This window comes from Bradyrhizobium sp. USDA 3315, from assembly GCF_054056795.1.
Window position 1 is genome coordinate 6,419,928 of the sequence record NZ_JBSRYP010000001.1, and the last position, 22,525, is coordinate 6,442,452.

The 22,525-nt window shown below is 64.5% G+C and carries 20 protein-coding genes; 7 read left to right on the forward strand and 13 right to left on the reverse strand.

The window, feature by feature from the left end; genetic code table 11:
- Positions 1–24 precede the first annotated feature (24 nt).
- Together ACVIYL_RS30000 and ACVIYL_RS30005 are read left to right on the forward strand one after the other, a co-directional pair.
- A complete protein-coding gene (locus tag ACVIYL_RS30000) occupies positions 25–891 on the forward strand; it encodes a cell envelope integrity EipB family protein (protein ID WP_253608347.1) in 867 nt (288 codons plus the stop codon).
- Between the two features lie 249 nt (positions 892–1,140).
- The gene (locus tag ACVIYL_RS30005) at positions 1,141–1,542 is read left to right on the forward strand and encodes a RidA family protein (protein ID WP_253608348.1); all 402 of its coding nucleotides are present in this window, start codon (positions 1,141–1,143) and stop codon (positions 1,540–1,542) included.
- A 103-nt stretch (positions 1,543–1,645) separates the two neighbouring features.
- On the opposite strand, the gene ACVIYL_RS30010 is transcribed toward ACVIYL_RS30005, so the two are convergent.
- Both ACVIYL_RS30010 and ACVIYL_RS30015 read right to left on the reverse strand, forming a co-directional pair.
- A complete protein-coding gene (locus ACVIYL_RS30010) occupies positions 1,646–2,962 on the reverse strand; it encodes a DNA polymerase IV (protein ID WP_253608349.1) in 1,317 nt (438 codons plus the stop codon).
- Positions 2,941–3,240: a DUF3572 domain-containing protein gene (locus ACVIYL_RS30015; RefSeq protein ID WP_253608350.1), complete on the reverse strand. Its 300-nt coding sequence runs from the start codon at positions 3,238–3,240 to the stop codon at positions 2,941–2,943. The genes ACVIYL_RS30010 and ACVIYL_RS30015 overlap by 22 nt, the downstream gene beginning before the upstream one ends.
- Positions 3,241–3,468: 228 nt before the next feature.
- Here ACVIYL_RS30015 and ACVIYL_RS30020 point away from each other — a divergent pair, with 228 nt between their 5' ends.
- Positions 3,469–3,834, forward strand: coding sequence for a response regulator (locus ACVIYL_RS30020; RefSeq protein ID WP_028336390.1), 366 nt, complete (start codon positions 3,469–3,471; stop codon positions 3,832–3,834).
- A gap of 15 nt (positions 3,835–3,849) precedes the next feature.
- Complete coding sequence (locus ACVIYL_RS30025) at positions 3,850–5,223, forward strand: PleD family two-component system response regulator (protein WP_028336389.1); 1,374 nt, start codon at positions 3,850–3,852, stop codon at positions 5,221–5,223.
- A 104-nt stretch (positions 5,224–5,327) separates the two neighbouring features.
- Here the strand turns inward: ACVIYL_RS30025 and ACVIYL_RS30030 are convergent, their stop codons facing one another.
- Both ACVIYL_RS30030 and ACVIYL_RS30035 read right to left on the reverse strand, forming a co-directional pair.
- On the reverse strand, positions 5,328–6,533 hold the full coding sequence (locus ACVIYL_RS30030; protein ID WP_253608351.1) for a serine hydrolase domain-containing protein: 1,206 nt from the start codon (positions 6,531–6,533) through the stop codon (positions 5,328–5,330).
- 149 nt (positions 6,534–6,682) lie between these two features.
- Positions 6,683–7,285, reverse strand: coding sequence for a TetR/AcrR family transcriptional regulator (locus ACVIYL_RS30035; RefSeq protein WP_057020800.1), 603 nt, complete (start codon positions 7,283–7,285; stop codon positions 6,683–6,685).
- 133 nt (positions 7,286–7,418) lie between these two features.
- Between ACVIYL_RS30035 and ACVIYL_RS30040 the strand changes: the two genes are divergently transcribed.
- The 3 genes from ACVIYL_RS30040 to ACVIYL_RS30050 all read left to right on the forward strand — a co-directional run bounded on the left by ACVIYL_RS30040 (position 7,419) and on the right by ACVIYL_RS30050 (position 10,750).
- On the forward strand, positions 7,419–8,651 hold the full coding sequence (locus tag ACVIYL_RS30040) for an MFS transporter (RefSeq protein WP_253608352.1): 1,233 nt from the start codon (positions 7,419–7,421) through the stop codon (positions 8,649–8,651).
- Positions 8,652–9,154: 503 nt separating this feature from the next.
- A complete protein-coding gene (locus ACVIYL_RS30045; RefSeq protein ID WP_456780427.1) occupies positions 9,155–10,549 on the forward strand; it encodes an ammonium transporter in 1,395 nt (464 codons plus the stop codon).
- A 72-nt stretch (positions 10,550–10,621) separates the two neighbouring features.
- Entirely contained in the window at positions 10,622–10,750 is a 129-nt protein-coding gene (locus ACVIYL_RS30050; protein ID WP_256527872.1) for a hypothetical protein, read from the forward strand.
- Here the strand turns inward: ACVIYL_RS30050 and ACVIYL_RS30055 are convergent.
- The 9 genes from ACVIYL_RS30055 to ACVIYL_RS30095 form a co-directional block, all read right to left on the reverse strand.
- Positions 10,747–11,277, reverse strand: a complete 531-nt coding sequence (locus tag ACVIYL_RS30055) for a hypothetical protein (protein ID WP_076834482.1) — start codon at positions 11,275–11,277, stop codon at positions 10,747–10,749. The two genes, ACVIYL_RS30050 and ACVIYL_RS30055, sit on opposite strands and share 4 nt — an antisense overlap.
- A gap of 109 nt (positions 11,278–11,386) precedes the next feature.
- Positions 11,387–11,554, reverse strand: coding sequence for a 50S ribosomal protein L33 (gene rpmG / locus ACVIYL_RS30060; protein ID WP_018271988.1), 168 nt, complete (start codon positions 11,552–11,554; stop codon positions 11,387–11,389).
- Positions 11,555–11,682: 128 nt separating this feature from the next.
- Complete coding sequence (locus ACVIYL_RS30065) at positions 11,683–13,008, reverse strand: LLM class flavin-dependent oxidoreductase (protein WP_076834480.1); 1,326 nt, start codon at positions 13,006–13,008, stop codon at positions 11,683–11,685.
- Between the two features lie 205 nt (positions 13,009–13,213).
- The gene (locus ACVIYL_RS30070; RefSeq protein ID WP_253608354.1) at positions 13,214–13,963 is read right to left on the reverse strand and encodes an NUDIX hydrolase; all 750 of its coding nucleotides are present in this window, start codon (positions 13,961–13,963) and stop codon (positions 13,214–13,216) included.
- Positions 13,964–13,999: 36 nt separating this feature from the next.
- Complete coding sequence (locus ACVIYL_RS30075; RefSeq protein ID WP_253608355.1) at positions 14,000–14,437, reverse strand: DUF983 domain-containing protein; 438 nt, start codon at positions 14,435–14,437, stop codon at positions 14,000–14,002.
- Complete coding sequence (gene rnr / locus ACVIYL_RS30080) at positions 14,428–16,785, reverse strand: ribonuclease R (RefSeq protein ID WP_253608356.1); 2,358 nt, start codon at positions 16,783–16,785, stop codon at positions 14,428–14,430. Before rnr ends, ACVIYL_RS30075 begins: the two co-directional genes overlap by 10 nt.
- On the reverse strand, positions 16,786–19,560 hold the full coding sequence (topA, locus tag ACVIYL_RS30085; RefSeq protein WP_253608357.1) for a type I DNA topoisomerase: 2,775 nt from the start codon (positions 19,558–19,560) through the stop codon (positions 16,786–16,788). It abuts the gene before it with no gap.
- An 802-nt stretch (positions 19,561–20,362) separates the two neighbouring features.
- Positions 20,363–21,448, reverse strand: coding sequence for an IS4 family transposase (locus ACVIYL_RS30090; protein WP_253604643.1), 1,086 nt, complete (start codon positions 21,446–21,448; stop codon positions 20,363–20,365).
- 543 nt (positions 21,449–21,991) lie between these two features.
- The gene (locus ACVIYL_RS30095) at positions 21,992–22,468 is read right to left on the reverse strand and encodes a winged helix-turn-helix transcriptional regulator (protein ID WP_253608358.1); all 477 of its coding nucleotides are present in this window, start codon (positions 22,466–22,468) and stop codon (positions 21,992–21,994) included.
- Positions 22,469–22,525: the final 57 nt, after the last annotated feature.

Below are 22,525 nucleotides of genomic sequence, written 5' to 3' on the forward strand. Positions count from 1 at the left end.
TCCCTGCCTCCTTGAGGAAACCATATGACCCTGCCGTTCCGGACTCCGTCGCGTGCCCTGGTGTTTGCGATCGCCGTTGCCGCAGGATCCGGCCTGGTTCAGGGGTCCGCAGTCGCTGCGGCAAGCGGGCCGTTTCTCGCGCATCAGGCGCTCTACGACCTCAGCCTGGTGAAGTCGCGCGGCTCCAACTCGGTCAGCGATGCGCGCGGGCGCATCCTCTACAATTTCTCCGGCAACTCCTGCGAAGGCTATACCTCCGAATTCCGCCAGGTGTCCGAGCTCGACAGCGGCGAGGGCAAGGTGACGCTGTCCGATCTTCGCTCCACGTCCTGGGAGGACGCGTCGGGCAAAAGCTACCGCTTCAAGATCGACACGCGGATGAACGACAGCGAATCGTCGCCGGTCGACGGCATCGCCGAGCGGGTCGGCGATCATATCACCGTGAAGCTGACCCAGCCGGTGAAGAAGACGTTCAATATCGACGGCAAGATCGTGTTCCCGACCGAGCAGATCCAGCACATCATCGCTGCCGCCCGCGACGGCAAGTCGGTGCTCGAGCAGACCGTCTATGACGGCTCCGACAACGGCGAGAAGATCTACAACACGCTGACCGTGATCGGCCGGCCGATCGCAGGCGACCGCGCGCCGTCATCGCCCGATCCGTCGACGGCGAGCAATGCGATGAAGACCATGACGCGCTGGCCGGTGACGGTGAGCTATTACGACAGCGACGCGCGCGCGAAGGACGGCGAGCAGACGCCGGTCTACGCGATGTCGTTCGAGCTGTACGAGAACGGCGTCTCCCGCGCGCTGGTACTGGACTACAACGATTTCGTGATCTCGGGCGCGCTGGACAAATTCGACGTCAGGGATTCCAAGCCCTGCAAGTGAGGGCTGGCTATCGCCACCCACTCAGCGGCGTCCCGGGCAAGCGAAGCGCGACCCGGGACCCATCACCACAGGGGTGAGTTGTTGAAGGGGGCTGTGGCCCCAGCGTCGCACAACAATCACCTTCGGTGGTTATGGGTCCCGGCTTTCGCCGGGACGACAGCGGAGCAAGCGCCCCCCGCGAGACCGCACTGGCCGTAGCCGTCCGACACGAGTACGCTTCCCTAAACACGCGTGTCAGGGAGGCACATCATGAGCAAGCTCGACCATCTTCGCCCCAGCGGCCTGCATCACAATCCGGCTTACTCCCACGTCGTCGTCGCCTCCGGCGCGCGCACGATCTACATTTCGGGACAGGTGTCGGTCGACGAGGAGGGCCGCGTGGTCGGCGCTGGCGATCTTGCCGCGCAGACGACGCAGGTGATGCAGAACCTCGGCATGGCGCTGAAGGCCGCCGGGGCCAGCTATTCCAATATCGTCAAGATCACGACCTTCGTCGTCGGCTACAAGCCGGAGCTCCGTCCCATCATCGGCAAGGCACGTTCGGCGTTCTTTGAGGGCATGCAGCCGCCGGCCTCTACGCTGGTCGGCGTCACCGCGCTCGCGGCGCCGGAATGGCTGATCGAGATCGAGGCGGTTGCGGTCACGGATTGAAGGGCTGCGCAGTCGTCATGCGCGGGCTCGACCCGCGCATCCATCGCTTTTCAAAGAGTCCTCGTTGATGGATGGCCGGGTCAAGCCCGGCCATGACGACCGGTTACTCCTCCGCGCTCTTCTGCGGCCCCTCATAGGCAATGCCCCTGATCACGGCGGCATTGCCGAATTTCTTGCGCAGATTGTCCATCGCGCGTTCGGCGTGCGCCGAGCGGCGGTCGAGCATGTCGGAATCGTTGGCCTGTGCGCCCGGGCGCAGCGCGCTGACGCCGGCGCCCATCAGGCGGAAGGCGGTGCCGTCAATTTCCTTCGCGAGCATCTCGCGCGACACCGCAAAGATCTTGGCGGCAAGCTGGGTCGGGGTCTGGATCGATTGCGAACGGGTACGCTGGCGGAAGTCCGCGGTCTTCAGCTTCAGCGTGATGGTGCACCCCGAGAGCTCGCTGGTCTTCAGCCGCGCCGAGACTTTCTCCGACAGTTTCCAGAGCAGTCTTTCCAGCGTTGCGAAGTCGCGGATGTCGGTCTCGAAGGTGGTCTCGCTCGAGATCGTCTTGGCGCCGCGATCGGCCACCACGCTCCGGTCGTCGATGCCGCGCGCGAGCCGCCACAGCCGGCGGCCTTCGCTCGCGAACTGCTTCATCAATTCGTTCTCGTCGGCGCGCTGCAGGTCGGCAACGAGGCGGAAGCCGCGCTGCACCAACTTCTCCTGCGTCGCGGGACCGACGCCGTAGATGAACCCGACCGGTTTGCTGGCCAGCATCTCGCGCGCCTCGTCCTGGTCCAGCGCGGCAAAGCCCCTCGGCTTGTCGAGGTCGGAGGCGATCTTGGCGAGGAACTTGTTGCAGGACAGGCCGACCGACACCGTGATGCCGATGTCGCGCTCGACATCGCGGGCGAATTTGGCGAGCACCTTGGCCGGAATCATGCCGTGGACGCGCTGCGTGCCGGCGAGATCGAGGAAGGCTTCGTCGATCGACAGCGGCTCGACCAGCGGCGTCAGCGCCTGCATCGCCTGCCGCACCTCGCGCCCGACCCGGACATACTTCGCCATGTCCGGCGGAATTACGGTCGCATCCGGGCAGAGTTCCAGCGCCTTGAACATCGGCATCGCCGAGCGGACGCCATAGGTGCGGGCGATGTAACAGGCGGCCGACACGACGCCGCGCTTGCCGCCGCCGATGATGACCGGGCGGTCGGCGATCTCGGGATTGTCGCGCTTCTCGACGGTGGCATAGAACGCGTCGCAGTCGATGTGCGCCAGCGCCAGCGCGGGCAGGGCGCGATGACGCACCAGCCGCGGCGAGCCGCAATGGCTGCATCGCTTCACCTTGATATCGAGGTCGCCGAGGCAGTCTCGGCAGAAACGGAGGGGGCCGTCGGAAGCTGCCGCTGCCGTCGTCACGGCACGTCGCGCTCCCATTTCGGGTCGCCCAGCGCCTGATGGGCGGCGGCGATATTGGTCGGGTGCAGTTCCGAGGCCCTGGCAAACGCCTTCACGGTGGCGTCGTCGCGCATCACGAAATCGAGCACGCTCGCAAGAAATTGAGGATCGGACGCGGCGTTCCGCAGCGTCTCTGGACCGATTCCGGTTTCGGCCAGGAACAGGCCCAGCCGCTCGGGATCGCCGGCAATGAAACCGAGCGCCTGAATCGCAACGATTTCAGCAACTTCCCGGGGGTTGTGAACAGGCTTTTTCAACGCGCCGGTTTGCCTTTCCGTTAACTTATGGTCTCTATTGAGAGGCCCATCATGCCCGAGTCTTCCGCATGTGTTCAAGCAACGGAAACCACGCTGCGGAAGTTGGACTTCGGGTTAACGGGTTAGAGCGATTCTGGCGCTAGTTTGAATTCACATTTTCGACGCGCCCCGAGCGCGGTGCGTGAGGTACCGCAGCCGGGCCCGTCTCCTGGGTTTGGGAGGGACGGGATGGCCAAAACCGTCCTGATCGTGGAGGACAATGAGCTCAACATGAAGCTCTTTCGCGATCTGTTGGAAGCGCACGGCTATCAGACTTCGGGCACCAGCAATGGCTTCGAAGCGCTCGATCTTGTCCGCAAGCTGCGCCCCGACCTCATCCTGATGGACATCCAGCTACCCCAGGTTTCCGGCCTGGAGGTCACGCGCTGGATCAAGGACGATCCCGATCTGCGCGCAATTCCGGTGGTCGCGGTCACCGCCTTCGCCATGAAGGGCGACGAAGAACGCATCCGCGAGGGCGGCTGCGAAGCCTATTTGTCCAAGCCGATCTCGGTCGGCAAATTTATTGAGACTGTCCGACGCTTTATCGGATAGGGGAGTTGTGGTGCAATGTCCGCGCGTATCCTCGTGGTCGATGACGTTCCGGCGAACGTCAAGTTGTTGGAAGCCCGTCTGTCAGCCGAATATTTCGATGTGTTGACTGCCTCCAACGGGACCGAGGCACTGGAAATCTGCGCACGCGCCGAATGCGACATCATCCTGCTCGACGTCATGATGCCCGACATGGACGGCTTCGAGGTCTGCCGCCGGCTGAAGTCGAATCCGGCGACCCATTTCATTCCGGTCGTCATCGTCACTGCGCTCGACAGCCCGGCCGATCGCGTGCGCGGCCTTGAAGCCGGCGCCGATGACTTCCTGACCAAGCCGGTGTCCGACGTCGTGCTGATCGCGCGCGTGCGCTCGCTGACGCGGCTGAAGATGATGACCGATGAGCTGCGCATGCGCGCCATCACCTCGCTCGAGATCGGCATGCAGGCGCCCGAGCGCAGCGCGATCGCCGACAAGGGAACCGGCGGCCGCATTCTTCTGGTCGACGACCGGCCGTCGTCCTACGAGAAGCTGGCGCCGATCCTCTCGGCCGAGCATACCGTCGACGTCGAGATCAATCCGTCGGAAGCCTTGTTCCACGCCGCCGAGGGCAATTACGACTTGCTGATCGTGTCGCTCAGCCTCGACAATTACGACGGCCTGCGGCTGTGCAGCCAGGCCCGCTCGCTGGAGCGCACGCGCCAGGTCCCGATCCTCGCCATCTCGGATGCCGACAACAACACGCGGCTGATGCGCGGGCTCGAGATCGGCGTCAACGACTATCTGCTGCGTCCGGTCGACAAGAACGAACTGCTGGCACGCGCGCGCACCCAGATCCGCCGCCGCCGCTACACCGATCATCTGCGCGACAATGTCCAGAACTCGATCGAGATGGCGATCACGGATGCGCTGACCGGTCTCAACAACCGGCGCTACATGGAGAGCCACCTCGCGACGCTGGCGGAGCAGGCCTCGATCCGCGGCAAGCCGCTGGCGCTGATGATCCTCGACATCGACTACTTCAAGGCGATCAACGACACCTATGGCCACGATGCCGGCGACGACGTGCTGCGCGAATTCGCGGTCCGTATCCGCAAGTCGATCCGCGGCATTGATCTCGCCTGCCGCTATGGCGGCGAGGAGTTCGTCATCGTGATGCCCGAGACCGACCTGCACGTCGCCGGCATGGTCGCCGAGCGGCTGCGCCGCTCGATCGCGGGCGAGCCCTTCACCGTCGACAAGGGCGGCAAGCGGATCACAGTCACGATCTCGATCGGTCTCACCACGCTGGAGCGCAAGGGCGAGCAGGTCACCGATGTGCTCAAGCGCGCCGACACCGCGCTCTATCGCGCCAAGCACGACGGCCGTAACCGCGTGGTGTCTGCGGCAGCGTAGCGCGATCTCGTAGCCCGGATGCAGCGAAGCGCAATCCGGGGTATCGCGCCGCTTGCACCAGCTTCCCGGATTTCGCTGCGCTCCATCCGGGCTACGAAGTGCCCTTAGCGGCCGCGCTTCACCGCGTCATAGGCCATCCGCTTGAACTCGAACGAGAACGGATGGACGAACGCCATCTGGCGCTGCGCCATCATCACGCCGGCGATGCCCGTTTTGGGCGAAATCCACCACTGCGTGCCTGCGACGCCGCCCCAATAGAGCTCGCCGGCGGCGTCGGGATGATCGATCGGGGAGGGGTTGAGGATCAGTCCGCCGGTAAGACCATAGGTCTTGCCGGGTTGCTCGCCCATCATCGCGAAGCGGATCCATTGGCCCGGTGTGAGCTGGTTGGTCATCGCCTGCGCGATCGTCTCCGGCTTCAGCAGCGTCGGTCCGCCGGGCAGCAGGCTGCGGATCAGCGCGACCATGTCATGCAGCGTCGAGACGAGGCCGCCACCGCCATTGAAGCGCGGCACCGGGCGCAGATAGGCGCCAGGATAGGGCGCGTTGTCGGTGCGCGTCAGCCCGGGCTTCATCGGGTCCATCAGATCGGCGCCGGCGTAATAGGCGACGAGCCGGTTGTGATCCTTCTCCGGAACATGGAAGCCGGTGTCGACCATGCCGAGCGGATCGAGGATGCGGGCCTTGATGAACTTGTCGAACGGCTGGCCGCTCACCACCTCGACCAGCCGTGCGACCACGTCGATGGCAACGGAATATTCCCATGACGAGCCGGGATGGAACACCAGCGGCAGATCGGACAGACCGTCGACCATGTCAGCGAGCGTCGTCATCGGATTGAGGATCTTGCGCTCGTTGTAGGCCTTGAAAATCGGTGTGCCCGGATCGAACAGGCCGTAGCTGAGGCCGGCTGAGTGGCTCAGCAGATGGCGAATGGTGATCGACCGCTGCGCCGGCTCGGTGTCGTCGACCGACGTCGCGCCCGGCCGCAGCACCTTGCGGTTTCTGAGTTGCGGGATGAAGGTCTCGATCGGATCGTCGAGCCGGAAGCGGCCTTCCTCGACTAGCAGCAGCACCGCGCAGGAGGTGATCAGCTTGGTGTTGGAGAAGACGCGGAAGATGTGATCGGTGCGCAGCGGAATCTGCGCTTCCTTGTCGGCCCATCCGACGCAGCCCGTGTCAGCGATGTCGCGCCCGACCAGAACCGTCCAGGAGATGCCGGACAGGAGATCGTTGTCGATGTAGCGCTGCATGGCCGCGCGCGCCGGCGCGAAATCATAGCCGGTGGCCGTCACCTTCAGATCTTCCATGGTCGTTTCCCCTGTTGTGCCGCAAGTCTTCTAAGTAGCAGGTCTTCGCGCGGTCGCTGCCAATCTCGCCGGACGGAATATCCAGCCGGGAATGCCGTGGCCTGCGGTCGGTGTTAACAACCAAACCTGACTTCCGCACGCAACCGGATTTATCCGGCGCGTTTCTTGCCGGCGGGGGCGGGGCTGCCGACCTTGACGCCTGCATTTGCCAGCAACACGCGCGCGGCTTCCTTGGCCGCGCGCGCCATCGCCGGATCGTCGCGCACCAGATCCTGCGCGATCGAGCCATCGACCAGCAGCGTGAGCTGGGTCGCAAGTCCCTCGGCATCGGCGACGCCGAGCCGCCGCAGCAGATCGCGAAACCAGAGCCGGCGGCTTTCCTTGAAGGCGATTGCGATGTTCCTGAAGGTGCGATCCTCGTCCTCCGGCCCGAGCTCGGCCACCGCGTTCACGAACGGGCAGCCGCGAAAGTCCTTCGCCGAGAAGCGCCGCTCCAGCGAATCGAAGGTTGCGAGAATCTGCTCGGCCGGCGGCTTGTCGGAGGGACGCGGCTGCACGAAGCGGCGTTGCAGATAGGCTTCTATCAGCGCGTCCTTCGACGGGAAGTGGTTGTAGAGCGTGCGCTTGCTGATGCCGATCTCGGCCGCGATGGTGTCGACGCCGATGGCGCGAATGCCCTGCAGGTAGAAGAGCTTGTCGGCGGTCTCGAGGATCCGCTCCTTCATGGTCTGTTTGGGAGGCGGGGAAGCCATGCGCCAGCCGTGATCCTCTTCGCTTGACAGTCAGCCCCCTGTATAGCCTAAGTACACAGGTCTGTGTAACCAAAACATGCATGAATCGCAGGCCATGGCACGCGTGCCGTGCCGTTATGGGAGAACAAGAACAATGCCCCTGTTGCAGGTCCTGCGTCCCACCCTTCCCATCCTGATCGGCGCCTCCATCATGCTCACGCTGAGCATGGGGCTGCGGCAGAGCCTCGGCATCTTCATGCAGCCGCTGACGCACGACATCGGCATCTCGATATCCCACTTCACGCTGGCGCTCGCGGTGCAGAACCTCGCCTGGGGTTTTCTGCAGCCGGTCGCCGGCGCGATGACGGTGCGTTACGGCTTCCGCCCGATCATGCTGGTCGGCGCGCTGGCCTACATCGCGGGCCTCGTGCTGATGACGACGGCGCATGGGCTCGTTGCCATCATGATCGGCGCCGGTGTCCTGATCGGCCTTTCGCTCGCCTGCACCGCGAATGCGATCGCAATGTCGGTCTCGGCGCGCGCGGTGCCGGAGACGGTACGCTCGACAGTGCTCGGCATGGTCTCCGCCGCGGGCTCGCTCGGCGCGCTGCTGTCGGCGCCGATCGGCCAGATGCTCAATGAGGGTTTCGGTTGGCGCGTCGGACTTGCCGGCTTTGTCATTCTCTCGATCTTCATGATCCCGGCGGCGTTGTACGCCGGGCGCGTCGACAAGATTCCGCTGCCGAAGCCTGCTGGCGACGACATCGGCAACGCCACCGCGGCGACGGCGGCGAAGACCGCGTTCGGCAACGCACCCTTCGTGGTGATGACCTGCGCCTACATGGTCTGCGGCATGCAGCTCGTCTTCCTCACCACGCATCTGCCGTCGTATCTCGCGATCTGCGGGCTCGATCCGATGCTGAGCGCGCAGACGCTCGGCATGATCGGCGGCTTCAATGTGCTCGGCTCGCTGTTCTTCGGCTGGGCCGGCCAGCGCTGGAACAAGCTGGCGCTGCTCGGCGCGATCTATATTCTGCGCTCGCTGGCGCTTGCCTGGTACTTCATGCTGCCGGCAACGCCGGGCTCGACGCTGCTGTTCGGCGCCATCATGGGCTTCCTCTGGATGGGCGTCGGTCCGCTGGTCGCGGGCGCGGTGGCCGAGATGTTCGGCTTGCGCTGGCAGGCGATGATCCAGGGCCTCGCCTTCATGAGCCACCAGGTCGGCAGCTTCCTCGGCGCTTACGGAGGAGGGCTGATCTACGACTCGCTCGGCTCCTACACCATGGCCTGGCGCATCGGCGTCGCGCTGGGCCTTGCCGGCGGCATCATCCAGCTCGCCTTCGCGCTGATCCGGCCGGCGCAGCCGCCGCTGCTGAAGGCCGCTTAGCAGAATCCCTGCGAAGCTGGCGGCTGCTCCTTGCGAGGGCAGTCGCCAGATGCTGCCTAGTTTTTGACCGGCCACTTGCCGCAAGAGCGTGCAATGGAGCGCGATGCTGTTCCGGTCGCGGATCGAAGCGATAGCGTTTTCAAAGTGTTACGCGGCGCGCAGTGGTGGCACGAATCTTGTTTCAATTTGGCTAGAAATCGTGCCGGAAACCCTCGCTGAGGGTTCCGGCCTGGGGACTTTGGGAAGGGCTGGCCGCGATGGGGCTAGTCGCCGTCATTCTCCAGCCATCCGCGCACCACGGCCTTTGCCGCGCCGCCGAGCAGGAGGCCCTTGTGCCCTGCGTCGGGCCTGATGCCGCTGCGACTTCGCTGCATCCGGCCACCCGCACCGCGGCACTTCGAGACATCCCGATAGCCGGACGCGCGCTGTCCTTCGGCGCTCACGCTGCGAACGCGCTGCGCCCATTCCGAACGCCAGCATTTCTCTTGTGATGGGAGGTCGATATGGAGTCTGCGACACATACGCGCCAGAAGCTCGTGAGAATCGTGGTTGCCTTGTTGGGCGTGGCGTTCCTTTGCCTGCTGTTCAGCGAGCTCGCGCTGGCCGAGGATGCGGCGGCGCCGCCGGCCTGTGGCGGCAAGATTCTCGAGAAGTGCACGCCGAATTCCGGCGACACCGCCTGGATGCTCACGTCAGTCGCGCTCGTCCTGATGATGACGATCCCGGGGCTCGGACTGTTCTATGGCGGCATGGTGCGCAAGAAGAATGTCGGCGACACCGTGATGACCAGTTTCGCGGTCACCTGCCTGGTCACGATCCTGTTTGCCGTCCTCACCTACAGCCTGGCGTTTCGTGCCGGCACGCCGTTCATCGGCGGCCTCGATCGCCTGTTCCTCAAGGACATCCTGAGCGACATCGGCAAGGGGGGCATCGGCAATCCCAATCCACTCGCCGCGACGATCCCCGAGTCCGTTTACATCTGCTTCCAGATGACGTTCGCCATCATCACGCCGGCGCTGATCGCCGGCGCTTTTGCCGAGCGGATGAAGTTCTCCGCGATGCTCTGGTTCATCGGGCTGTGGGCGATCTTCGTCTATGCGCCGATCGCGCACTGGGTCTGGGGCCCTGACGGAATCTTCTCGGCGGGTAACGACGCTGCGTATGTCAAGGTTCTCGATTTCGCCGGCGGCACCGTTGTGCACATCAATGCCGGCGTAGCCGGCCTGATGTGCGCGATCATGCTCGGAAAGCGTAGCGAGACCGGACCGGCGCACAACATGGTGCTGACCTTCATCGGCGCCTCGCTGCTGTGGGTCGGCTGGTTCGGCTTCAATGCCGGCTCCGCCGTCACGGCCGGAATGCAGGCGGGTATGGCCATGCTGGTGACCCAGATCGCAACGGCTGTGGCAGGCTTCACCTGGATGCTGGTGGAATGGGCGTTGAAGGGCAAGCCGACCGTGGTCGGCATCTGCTCGGGTGCCGTGGCGGGCCTCGTCGCGATCACGCCGGCCTCCGGCTTCGTCGGGCCGGTCGGCGCTTTCGCGATCGGCATCGCCGCCGGCGTCTGCTGCTACTGGGGATGCACCGGCTTGAAGCGCATGTTCAGCTACGATGATGCGCTGGACTGCTTCGGTGTCCATGCCCTTGGCGGCATCGTCGGGGCGCTGCTGACCGGGGTGTTCGCGGTCGAGCAGTATGGCGGAACGGCAGGTGTTCTGGAAGGAAATCCCGGGCAGTTCCTCAATCAATGCATCGGCGTTGCGACGGTTTTCGTGTATGATGCCGTGGTGAGCCTGATCATCCTGTTCGTGATCAATCTCTTCGTCGGGCTTCGCGTGACGCGGGACATCGAGCGCGAAGGGTTGGATTTGGCACTGCACGGCGAGGTCGTGCAGTAGACTTTGGCGGCATTCCGCGCAGCTGGCGATCTTCGCCCGCTGGCGCGGATCTAAGCTGTTCGAGGTGATCCGATGAACTGGTTCTATTGGAACACAGCGTGGTCGCTGTTCTTCAGCCTCATTTGGTTCATGACGATCACACACAATCCGGATGCAGAGATCGCAGACGCGCATCTGCGTGACGAGGCGTTCAAGGGTTAGCTCCGGTAGTAACGCCACATCCTGAGGAACGTCCGGTGGATCTCGTCGGGCGTCCGGTCGAATGGCTCCAGATTGACGCGGACTACGCCACGATGGTCCATGCGCCACGGCAGGCGCATCAACAGCCGGTAGGCCGGCCGCTTGCGCCAATCGGCCACCAGCGCGCTGCCGAGCGGTCCGTTAAGCGCGATCTGCAACTCGTGAACCGTCATCGCGCGCTCGGCGATCTCGACGAGGTCGATGCGCGTGATGGCGCGCCAGCGGATCAGCCCGAAGGCCTGGATGAAGATGCCGTACTGGTTGGCCCCGATCGTCGGACGACCAGCCTCCAGCAGGGGGATGTTGTAATAGGTGAAGCCGCCCGCTGCCGCTGCCGGCGCCAGCCAATAGATCGCGCCCGTGATCCAGGTCGCGGTCAGGAAGATCGCGGCGAGGGCTGCCGTGACATAGACCGGAAAGTAGATGTCCTCGCGGCCGTAAGCGACCGAGTAACCGCCGACGTTTCCCTCGTCCAAGGTTGCGATCATCTGAGCCCTGCGCCCGGGACTGCTCCGGGAATCATGAGGGATGACGCAAGCCTAGAAAGCAAAAACGGGGCCGCGAGGGCCCCGTTTGAAACGTCGGAAGCAGCCGATCTTACTTGATCTTGGCTTCCTTGAACTCGACGTGCTTGCGCGCGACCGGGTCGTACTTCTTCTTGACCAGCTTGTCGGTCATGGTGCGCGAATTCTTCTTGGCAACGTAATAGAAGCCGGTGTCGGCCGTCGACACGAGCTTGACCTTGATGGTGACCGCCTTGGCCATGTGCAAAACCTCGAAAATCGGGGGAATTCGGGAGCCGGCCAAATCGGCCCGCGTTTGGCCCGGAAACTAGCCAGAAACAGCCCAAAGTCAAGGATTTCTGAGCCAAGATCACCCCGATTCCGGGCCTATTACCCCTCGAAGAACTGATTTTTCGGCCGCGGCAGGCCCAAATTCTCGCGCAGGGTCCGACCTTCGTACTCAGTGCGGAAAATCCCGCGCTTTTGCAGTTCCGGCACCACCTTGTCGACGAACTCGAACAGGCCCTGCGGCAGATAGGGGAACATGATGTTGAAGCCGTCGCTGCCCCGGCCGGTCAGCCATTCCTCCATCTGGTCGGCGATGGTCTGCGGCGTGCCGACGAAGGCGAGCCCGCCATAGCCGCCGACGCGCTGCGCGAGCTGGCGCACGGTGAGCTTGTCGCGCGCCGCGACATCGACGAGGCGCTGCCGGCCGCTTTTGCTTGCATTGGTTTCGGGGATCGGCGGCAACTGTCCGTCGGGATCGAAGCCGGATGCATCGGTGCCGAGGATCACCGACAGCGAGGCGATCGCGCTGTCGTAATGCACGCGGCTGTCGAGCAGCGCGCGCTTCTCTTTTGCTTCCTCGACGCTGTCACCGACCACGACGAAGGCGCCGGGCAGGATCTTCAGATGCTCGGGATCGCGGCCGATCTTCTCCATGCGGCCCTTGATGTCGGCATAGAGCTTCTGTCCGTCGGCCAGGCTGCCGCCGCCGGTGAACACGGCTTCCGCGGTCTCGGCCGCAAGCTGCCTGCCGTCATCGGAAGCACCGGCCTGCACGATGACAGGCCAGCCCTGCACGGGGCGGGCGATGTTCAGCGGACCGCGGACCGAGAGATATTTGCCCTTGTGATTGAGCACATGCATCTTGTCGGGATCGACGAACAGTCCGGACTCGACGTCGCGCACGAACGCGTCATCGGCGAAGGAATCCCACAGGCCGGTGACGACATCGTAGAACTCGCGGGCGCGCCTGTAGCGCTCGGCGTGCTCCATATGGTCGTCGAGCCCGAAATTCAGCGCCGCGTCCGGATTGGACGTGGTGACGATATTCCAGCCGGCGCGGCCGCCGGAGATGTGGTCGAGCGAGGCGAAGCGCCGCGCGACGTGATAGGGCTCGTCGAAAGTGGTCGAGCCGGTCGCGATCAGGCCGATATTCTCGGTGACGGCGGCGAGTGCCGACAGCAGGGTGAATGGCTCGAACGAGGTCACGGTGTGGCTGCGCTTCAGCGCGTTGATCGGCATGTTCAGCACGGCCAGATGGTCGGCCATGAAGAAGGCGTCGAACTTGCCGGCCTCGAGCTTGCGGATCAGCGTCTTGATGTGGTCGAAGTTGAAATTGGCGTCGGGCCAGGCCCCGGGATAGCGCCAGGCACCGGTGTGAATGCTGATCGGCCGCATGAACGCGCCGAGCTTGAGTTGACGCTTCGCCATTGCCCCGTTCCGTCCTTGATGTCGTTAGCGGAACAGATAGGGAGGCGTTTCGCGGCGCGCCATCGGGAAGATTATTTTGTTTTTGGCCGCTCTCTCGACAGTGTCATTCCGGGGCATCGCGCAGCGATGAACCCGGAATCTCGCGCCGCAATCTCGGGATTCCGGGTTCGATGCTGCGCATCGCCTCGGAATGACGAGGATCATACTACACCCCCAGCACGTCCTTCTGCATCTTGCCGCCGTAGAAATGGAAGAACGGCACCGGCGCGTCGTGGCGGAGCGGGCCGGTGGCGAGACGGCGGTCGAGCTCGGCGAGCACGTTCTTGGTCATGGCATGCGCGTCGGCGAGCGGCTCGGAGCCGATCTCGACCCAGACCAGCTCGACCAGCTCGGCATCGGCATGCACCACGCCCTCGACACGATGCGCGATGGTCGACGCGTCGGCAGTGAAGAAGCGCGTGTCGAAGCGGCGGACGCGGCCGGGCGGGGTGATCGCGCGCGCGATCAGGAACAGGCCGGATGGATCGGGCAAGAGACCAGCGTCGGCGAACGGTGCCCAGGGCCCGTCGAGCTTGTGCCGCTTCTCGACCTTGCGGCCGAGGCAGAGCCCGGTCTCTTCGCAGGCCTCGCGGATCGCGGCGTTGGCAAGCGCACGCGCGCGGCCGGGCGTGATCTTCGGGCTGCCCTTCAACAGATTGGCTTCGAGCTCCGGCGTGATCGGCGCTGCGACCGGCACGCGGTTGTCGGCCTTGTCGACGCGGCCGCCGGGGAAAACGAATTTGCCGGGCATGAACACGACCTTGTCGTGACGCTTGCCGACCAGCACCTTCGGCTTGGCGCCGGAGCGATCGATCAGGATCAGCGTCGCCGCATCCTTCGGCCGGAAATACGCATGATGGTCGGCTTCTTTTTCGCCCTGGTGGACGACAGCGGCGGGCGCGGCAGCTTCAGTCATTTCATCCCTTTCATTTCTTCTTGCGGCCCGGTTTAGCTAGACCGGCGGGATGTCGCTAGGGGGATTCTCGTCAAAGCCATGCATGCGCAGGGCCCATTGCAAGCCGATCACGGCTCCCTTCACCGGCTGCAACAGCGCCAGCGATGCGAACAGCGTGAACGGCAGATAGATCGCAAGTTGCAGCCACACCGGCGGCGAATAATTAGTCTCGATCCACAGCGCCATCGGTACCACGATATGGCCGACGATAACGATGACGAGATAGGCAGGCAGATCGTCGGCGCGATGCGGCGTGAAGTCGAGGTCGCAGACCGGGCAATGGCCGTCGCATTTGAGAAACTTGCGGAACAGTCTGCCTTTTCCGCAGCGCGGACAACGGCTGCGGAACCCGCGCTTCATCGCGCTCCACACGTCGCGCTTCTCGGGCTCGGCCGCCTCGCGAGTCCAGACCACCGTCGGCGGTGTCACATCCATGACTTGCCTCGCTTCGATTTGCCGGACTTCTGCTGCGCCGGCTTGCGATCCTTCTTGCGCGATTTCCGCTCCTTGTGCGCCTTCTTGCCTGATCCTTTCGGTCCATTGCCAAATCCGGCGGCACGGCGCTCGGCCGTTACGCTGTCGCGTTTTCTGCCGCGCGGAATTGCCTGACCATCGGATAATAACTCAAACCGCAGCGCGCCCGCTATCGGCGCGGCCTCCACCAGACGCACATCGACGACGTCGCCGAGCCGATACATGGTGTTGCTGCGCGTGCCGATCAGCGCGTGGCGGGTTTCGTCGTAATTGAAATATTCGCTGCCGATGGTGCGGATCGGGATCAGACCGTCGGCGCCGGTGTCGTCGAGCTTCACGAACAGGCCGGATCGCGTCACGCCGGAAATGCGGCCCTGGAACGAGGCGCCGACCTTATCGGCAAGGAAATGCGCGATCAGGCGGTCGGTGGTCTCACGCTCCGCCTTCATCGCGCGGCGCTCGGTGACGGAAATCTGCGCGGCGATCTCGGCGAGCGTCTCCACGGTCTCATCGGTCGGCAACGCGCCTTCGCCAAGCCCGAGCGCGCGGATCAGCGCGCGATGCACGATCAGATCGGCATAGCGGCGGATCGGCGAGGTGAAGTGCGCGTAGCGACGCAGGTTCAAGCCGAAATGGCCGTAGTTCTCGGCGGAGTATTCGGCCTGCGCCTGCGAACGCAGCACCACCTCGTTGACCAGCGGCTCGTAGTCCTCGCCGGCAACCTGCGCCAGCACGCGGTTGAATTGCGTGGGACGCAGCGCGCCCTGCTTGGTGAAGGGCAGGTCGAGCGTCTTGAGGAATTCCTGCAGGTTGTGCACCTTCTCCTGGCTTGGCTCGTCGTGCACGCGGTAGATCAGCGGCAGCGCCTTCTTCTCCAGCATCTCGGCCGCGGCGACGTTGGCGAGGATCATGAACTCCTCGATCAGCCGGTGCGCGTCGAGCCGCTGCGGCACGATCACGCGATCGACGGTGCCGTCGGCTTTCAGCAGGATCTTGCGCTCGGGCAGATCGAGATCGAGCGGGTCGCGCTCGTTGCGTGCAAGCTTGACCAGCTCGTAGGCCGACCACAGCGGCTTCAGGATCGGATCGAGGATGGGGCCGGTGGTGTCATCGGGCCTGCCGTCGATCGCAGCCTGTGCCTGCGCGTAATGGAGCTTTGCGGCCGAGCGCATCAGCACGCGGTGGAAGGTATGCGAGCGCTTGCGGCCGTCGGCGCCGATCACCATGCGCACCGCGAGCGCGCCGCGCGGCTCGCCCGGCACCAGCGAACAGAGATCGTTGGAGATGCGCTCGGGCAGCATCGGCACGACGCGATCAGGGAAATACACCGAGTTGCCGCGCTGCAGCGCGTCGCGGTCGAGCGCCGAGCCGGGCCGCACATAGAAGGCGACGTCGGCGATCGCGACATGGACGATGAAGCCGCCCTTGTTGTTCGGATCGGGATCGACTTCCGCATGCACCGCGTCGTCGTGATCCTTGGCATCCGGCGGATCGATGGTGACGAGCGGCACGTCACGCCAGTCCTCGCGGCCCTGCAAGGTTGCGGGCTTGGCGTCTTCAGCTTCGCGCAGCGCAGAAGTGGAGAACACCTGCGGGATATCGTGGGTGTTGATCGCGATCAGGCTGATCGCCTTCTCACTGGCGATCGAACCGAGCCGCTCCTTGACGCGGGCGGAGGCGAGGCCGTAGCCGCGGGTGCGGATCAGGTCGACGCTGATGAGATCGCCGTCTTCGGCGCCGCCGCTGTCGGCCTTGGCGATGTTGAGCTCGCGGCCGGCCTGCTTCTTGTCGACCGGGATCAGGCGCCCGCCGCCATCGGGATTGCGACGGAAGATGCCGAGGATCCGGGTGCGCCCGTGATCGATCACCTTGATGACGCGGCCGCGATAGGGTGTGCCGTCTTGCTCGTCCGTGACTTCGACGCGCAGCAGCGCGCGGTCGCCGACGCCGGCGGTGGTGCCGGGCTTCGGCGGCCGCGGCGTCTCGATACGGATTTTCGGGGCGGTGCCGTTCTCGTCCGAGTCCCACTCGGCGGGCGTGGCGATCAGCTCGCCGTCGCTGTCGCGGCCGGTGATGTCGGCGAGCAGGGTCGGCGGCAGCGCCGCCGGCTCGTGGATCTTGCGGCCGCGCTTGGCAATCGTGCCATCGTCGGCGAGCTCGCGGAGGATCCGCTTCAGCTCGACGCGGTCGGCGTTCTTCAGGCCGAACTCGCGCGCGATCTCGCGGGTGCCGACCTTGCCTGGATTGGCGCGGATGAAGGCGACGATGGCATCCCGGCCCGGAAAGCCATGGTCGGGTTTTCGTTTCACTTATCCTCGTGCCTTGCCGGCGCTCTTCTTCGCGGGCGCTTTCGCTGGTGCCGATGATTTTGCAGGCGACGTCTTGGCACCGGAGGCGACCGGCGCGCGCGCCTTGCTGGTCGCATCCGTCTTCGGCTTCGCCGCGGCTTTTTTCGACGCAGCCTTCTTGGCGGGCTTGGCGTCGGCGTCACCGTCGGCATCTTCAGCCTTTGCTGCCTTGGCCTTCGTGGCCTTGGCGGGCTTTTCCGCCTTCGCCTTCTTGGCCTTCTTGCCGCCGCCCTTGGCCGCGCGCTCGTCGATCAGCGCGATCGCCTCGGCGAGCGTGATCTGGTCGGGCGCGCGGTCGCTCGGGATCGTCGCGTTGACGCCGCCGGCCGCGACATAGGCACCGTAGCGGCCGTTCTTCAGCGCGACCGCGCCGAGCGTCGGGTGATCGCCGAGCGGCTTGCCGGGATCGGCGCCGAAACGGCGGCCGCTCGGGCCCTTCGCGATCTTCTCCGCGATCAGCGTGACGGCGCGGTTCAACCCGATGTCGAAGACCTCGTCGCCGGCCTCGAGGCTGGCATAGGTCTTCTCGTGCTTGACGAACGGCCCGAACCGGCCGAGGCCGGCGGTGATCGGCTGTCCGGTTTCCGGATGCTTCCCGATCTCGCGCGGCAGCGACAACAGCTTCAGCGCCAGTTCGAGATCGACATCGGCGGGCGAGGTGCCCTTCGGAATGCCCGCGCGCTTCGGCTTCTCGCCCTCGGCGTAATCCTTCTGCTCGCCGAGCTGGATGTAGGGGCCGAAGCGGCCGGCCTTCACCGTGACATCGAAGCCAGTGTCGGGATCGGTGCCGAGCACGCGGTCGGCGCTCTCGGCGCTGTCGGCCGCGAGCGGACGGGTGTAGCGGCATTCCGGATAGTTCGAGCAGCCGACGAAGGCGCCGAACTTGCCGGCCTTGAGGTTGAGCCGGCCGGTGCCGCAGGTCGGGCATTGCCTGACGTCGCCGCCATCCGCGCGCGGCGGATAGATGTGCGGGCCGAGCATCTCGTCGAGCGCGTCGAGCACCTCGGCGACCCGGAGGTCCTTGATGTCGTTGACCGCGCCGATGAAGCCGCGCCAGAAGTCCTGCAGCACCTGCTGCCAGGCGATCTCGTTGTTGGAGATGCGGTCGAGCTGCTCCTCGAGATCGGCAGTGAAGTCATATTCGACGTAGCGCGAGAAGAAGTTCTCCAGGAACGCGACCACGACGCGGCCCTTGTCTTCGCCGTGCAGCCGCTTCTTCTCGAGCTTGACATAGCCGCGGTCCTTCAGGACCTGCAGGATCGAGGCGTAGGTCGAGGGGCGGCCGATGCCGAGCTCCTCCATCCGCTTCACCAGCGAGGCTTCCGAGAAGCGCGGCGGCGGCTCGGTGAAATGCTGGGTGACGGCGAGGCTCTGGCGCTTCACCGCCTCGCCCTCGCTCATCGCGGGCAGGCGGCGCGAATCCTCGTCCTCCTCGTCGTCGCGGCTTTCCTGATAGAGCGCGAGGAAGCCGTCGAACTTGATGACCTGGCCGGAGGCGCGCAATTCCAGCACGCGGGAGCCGGCCTTGGCCTCGATGTCGACGGTGGTGCGCTCGAGTTCGGCCGACTCCATCTGGCTCGCAATGGTGCGCTTCCAGATCAATTCATAAAGCCGCGCCTGATCGGCATCGAGTCTTCGGCCGATGGTGGCCGGGCGACGCGACAGATCGGTCGGGCGGATCGCTTCGTGGGCTTCCTGCGCGTTCTTGGCCTTGGCCTGGTACTGGCGTGGGGCGTCCGGCACGTAGGCGTTGCCATAGTCCTCGCCGATCACCTTGCGCGCCTGCGTGATCGCTTCGGGGGCGATCTGCACGCCGTCGGTTCGCATATAGGTGATGAGGCCGGTGGTCTCGCCGCCGATGTCGATGCCCTCATAGAGCCGCTGCGCGATGCGCATGGTGTGTGCCGGCGCGAAGCCGAGCTTGCGGCTCGCTTCCTGCTGCAGGGTCGAGGTGGTGAAGGGTGCCTGCGGATTGCGCCGCGCCGGCTTGGCCTCGACGGTCGCGACCTTGAACAGCGCGGCCTCGATCGCCTTCTTGAAATCCTCGGCTTCCGCGCCGGAGCCGATGTCGAGCCGTGCGATCTTCTTGCCGTCGGCGCCGACCAGCCGCGCCTCGAAAGCGTCGCCGCGCGGCGTCAGCAGCGTCGCGACCAGCGACCAGTACTCCTTAGGCACGAACTTCTCGATCTCGAGCTCGCGGTCGCAGACCAGCCGCAGCGCGACCGACTGCACACGGCCGGCGGAGCGGGCGCCGGGTAGCTTGCGCCACAGCACCGGGGAGAGGGTGAAGCCGACCAGATAGTCCAGCGCACGACGCGCCATATAGGCGTCGACCAGCGCGCCATCGATCTGGCGCGGCGCCTTCATCGCCTCGGAGACGGCCTGCTTGGTGATGGCGTTGAACACCACGCGCTCGACCTTCTGGTCCTTCAGCGCGCGCTTCTCCTTCATCACCTCCAGCACGTGCCAGGAGATCGCCTCGCCCTCGCGATCAGGGTCGGTTGCGAGGATCAGACGGTCGGCCCCCTTGAGCGCCTTGGCGATATCGTTGAGCCGGCTCGCGGCCTTGGCATCGACCTCCCAGATCATCTGGAAATTGGCGTCGGGATCGACGGAACCATTCTTGGCCGGGAGGTCGCGAACATGGCCGAACGACGCCAGGACCTCATAGGAGGACCCCAGATATTTGTTGATCGTCTTGGCCTTGGCCGGCGACTCCACAATGACGATATTCATGTCATTCCAATAGCTTACGGGAAAACTTGAAGACGGATTCCGCTAGACTCGCGGCCCGCCGTGTCGGGGCGAACATGGGTGCTGGGGCGGTCCCTGTCAAATCGCCAGATATTGAAGGGAGGCGCCAAGCTGTGGAGTTTCTATCCCAGGGGTTGCAAAATGCGTCCTAGAGTTGCGGCCGGAAAGGGCGTATCTCTTTATATATATAGGGTAGGAATCGGATTAGGCCTTTTGAGCAGCACAGGGGGCGGCCGGAAGCGCAAGGCGTCCGGCGGCGGCGACCGGCGGGCGACGAGACGACTGGGGAGGGCGGCCCGAACGACGCCCTGGTCCTGATCGCAGCGGCGGCGACCGAACTCGCCAAACTCGCCCAGCGCCACAAATTCGAAGTCCTCGAGCGCCTATTCGCGATGGCCCGTCTGGAGGCCGACGAGCAGTTGCGCTCGCGCAGCCGGAGGAAGCTGTCGTGAGGGGCGTTACGGGAAGCAGGGCGCCTATGAGCGGAGCTCTCTCCATTCGTCGTCCTGGCGAAAGCCAGAACCCATAACCACCATGAACGAGATTGTGGCCCCAACGTCGCGCATCAATTGAGATTTGGGGTAATGGGTCCTGGCTTTCGCCCATAGGCGCTAAGATAGTTTGATCATAGTCTGATAGTGGCGCTTATGTCTGGGTGGCTCGCGTAGATGTCGCCGGAGAGCGTGACTGGCTCTGCAGAGTAGAGCGATTGCGGGCTGTGGAATGATCGCTTGCCGTAGCGAAGCTACGAGCTGGCGCAGCAGACGCCACGTCACTGGGTGGGTCAGGCGGCGTCGGCCAAGCGGGGAGAGTCTTCGAGTTCGTCGACGAGCGGCTCGAGCAATAGAATGATCAGCAGATGAGCGAGGATATGGGGTCTGGCGGACCGCTCGTCGGTTCCGGGAGGTCCCTTCAGGCCAATCAGGCTTTTCAGCCGCTTGAAGCCGAGCTCAATGCGCCATCGCAGCCGATAGAGGGCGAGGATATCTGCAGTCGTGAAGTCCTCTGGCCTGAGTGAGGTCACCAGGATCACCCAATCTGCGGCGTCAAGTGTTTGCCTGGAGAGCTGATGACCTCCCTTTTGTGCAGTCCGGCGCGCCTTGCGTCGCGCAGCCGCAGCAGCTTGCGCCGGCTTCTTCGCGGCAACCAGACGCACTGCGAGCGGCGGCGCACCTGACTTGCGCTTTATCCAAATCGGCCGATCGATCAGGCCACGCGCCGAGGCGTTGCGCAGTTCGGCAGTGAGGTCAACAAGATTACCTTCGGCATCGAGCCAGCGCGCGCTCTTCCAGCCGGCCCGGATCACGAAGTCCGCATCGGCATCGACGAGATGCGCCATGCGCTCCGGTTGCAGATAGGCGCGATCGGCAAGACGGATCTCACCGGCAACCGCCGGTATCCGATCCAGCGTCTCGCCCGCTCGCTGATCGGTCAGTTCGAAGTGACCAAAGCGCTCCTGCGGAAGATCGAACGCGCTATGGATACGCCACACTGCGTTCTTGTTCCTGCCGCTCGTCCCAGCCTTGGGGACCGTCGTGGCGTCAACAATACGGATCAGACGACCGCGGCTCGCCTTCGGCGCCGCGGCGGCAAGCGCCTGCTCGACCAAGATTGCCAGCCAATCTCCGCACTGACGTAAGCGATACAACAGAGCCACGTTGGAGATATCGACAAGCCCAACCGACGTGGCCCATGCCGCCGTCAACCGCAGCCCTTTCTCACCAAGGCAATAAGCCAAGATCAGGCGCAGCAAGTCGACCGCATTGCTGATCTCCCGCGGACGGACAAACGCCTTCGTCTTGCGCGCGCTAATGTTCAGAGCCTCGGCTCCGCCAAGTCGGGCGACAACGCGCGCCCAATCTTTGTTCACAAGCGATTCGTGTGCCATTCCATCTTGGAATCACAAGCGAATCCAAGGCGCAAATCCTATTTTAGCGCCTATGGGCTTTCGCCAGGACGACGGTGGGGATGGTTCTCGATTCATGATGTCAAACGGCGCGGTGTCATCACCCGCGAAGGCGAAGGCAGGTGATCCAGTATTCCAGAGACGGCCGTGCTTGAATCGAGGGCCGCGGCGAAACAGAAGGCGTGATTTGCGACGCTTCCTGGAGAAAGGAAGAACGCTAGCTCGCGCCACATCCACCGCCGTCGTCCCGGCGAAGGCCGGGACCCATACGCCGCAGCGGGTGTTGTGAATGGGACTCGTCGTCTCAGCATCGTTCAACAACCAGCATTTGTGGTTATGGGTCCCTGCTTTCGCAGGGACGACACCCAATATGGGTCGTCGTATGTGAGTCATACATCCGCATCCTCGCGACGCGAGGCGTATTCGGATAAAGCGAAATATTTTCGCGGGCGAGGATTGACAAGTTTTTGGTGAGTTGCCCGTCGTGTCGTACCAGCAACACCGATCCTACGCACTGACGAGGCGCCGCGCGCGCTTTGCTGCAGGCCGCGGCTTCAGCGCGGTGTCGGCCGCGCCAAGCACGCGTCCGTCCTGCGAATAGAGCGCGAGCTTCTTCACCGGCTTGCCCTTGTCGCGGTCGACCAGGATGGTCGCGATCTCGTCCGGATGCTCGTCGAATTCCTCGGTCCATTGCCGCAGCGCGACCAGGATCGGAAAGATGCCGTGGCCCTTTGGCGTCAGGACATATTCCTGATAGGCGCTGCCGTCGGAGGCGGGGACCGTCTTCAGGATGCCGCGCTCGACCAGCGCGCGCAGCCGGGTGGCAAGGATGTTCTTGGCAAGCCCGAGGCTCGCCTGGAATTCGCCGAAGCGGCGCCGGCCGAGGCTGGCGTCGCGGATGATCAGGAGCGACCACCAGTCGCCGAACACGTCGAGCGCGCGCGCGACGGGACAGCTGTCGCCGGCAAGGCTGGTTCGTTTCACCGACCGTCTCCAGGGATTTGGGCCATCACGACCTTGTGTGGTTGCAATATTAAACCG

What these genes read in the sequence shown, in the direction of transcription:
- ACVIYL_RS30040 (WP_253608352.1), top strand. Translation starts at nt 7,419, where the DNA reads ATGCCCCTGTTGCAGGTCCTGCGTCCCACCCTTCCCATCCTGATCGGC.
- topA (WP_253608357.1), bottom strand. Translation starts at nt 19,560, where the DNA reads ATGAATATCGTCATTGTGGAGTCGCCGGCCAAGGCCAAGACGATCAAC.
- ACVIYL_RS30070 (WP_253608354.1), bottom strand. Translation starts at nt 13,963, where the DNA reads ATGACTGAAGCTGCCGCGCCCGCCGCTGTCGTCCACCAGGGCGAAAAA.
- ACVIYL_RS30000 (WP_253608347.1), top strand. Translation starts at nt 25, where the DNA reads ATGACCCTGCCGTTCCGGACTCCGTCGCGTGCCCTGGTGTTTGCGATC.
- ACVIYL_RS30025 (WP_028336389.1), top strand. Translation starts at nt 3,850, where the DNA reads ATGTCCGCGCGTATCCTCGTGGTCGATGACGTTCCGGCGAACGTCAAG.
- ACVIYL_RS30055 (WP_076834482.1), bottom strand. Translation starts at nt 11,277, where the DNA reads ATGATCGCAACCTTGGACGAGGGAAACGTCGGCGGTTACTCGGTCGCT.
- ACVIYL_RS30035 (WP_057020800.1), bottom strand. Translation starts at nt 7,285, where the DNA reads ATGGCTTCCCCGCCTCCCAAACAGACCATGAAGGAGCGGATCCTCGAG.
- rpmG (WP_018271988.1), bottom strand. Translation starts at nt 11,554, where the DNA reads ATGGCCAAGGCGGTCACCATCAAGGTCAAGCTCGTGTCGACGGCCGAC.
- ACVIYL_RS30045 (WP_456780427.1), top strand. Translation starts at nt 9,155, where the DNA reads ATGGAGTCTGCGACACATACGCGCCAGAAGCTCGTGAGAATCGTGGTT.
- ACVIYL_RS30075 (WP_253608355.1), bottom strand. Translation starts at nt 14,437, where the DNA reads ATGGATGTGACACCGCCGACGGTGGTCTGGACTCGCGAGGCGGCCGAG.
- ACVIYL_RS30020 (WP_028336390.1), top strand. Translation starts at nt 3,469, where the DNA reads ATGGCCAAAACCGTCCTGATCGTGGAGGACAATGAGCTCAACATGAAG.
- ACVIYL_RS30010 (WP_253608349.1), bottom strand. Translation starts at nt 2,962, where the DNA reads ATGGGAGCGCGACGTGCCGTGACGACGGCAGCGGCAGCTTCCGACGGC.
- ACVIYL_RS30050 (WP_256527872.1), top strand. Translation starts at nt 10,622, where the DNA reads ATGAACTGGTTCTATTGGAACACAGCGTGGTCGCTGTTCTTCAGCCTC.
- ACVIYL_RS30005 (WP_253608348.1), top strand. Translation starts at nt 1,141, where the DNA reads ATGAGCAAGCTCGACCATCTTCGCCCCAGCGGCCTGCATCACAATCCG.
- ACVIYL_RS30030 (WP_253608351.1), bottom strand. Translation starts at nt 6,533, where the DNA reads ATGGAAGATCTGAAGGTGACGGCCACCGGCTATGATTTCGCGCCGGCG.
- ACVIYL_RS30065 (WP_076834480.1), bottom strand. Translation starts at nt 13,008, where the DNA reads ATGGCGAAGCGTCAACTCAAGCTCGGCGCGTTCATGCGGCCGATCAGC.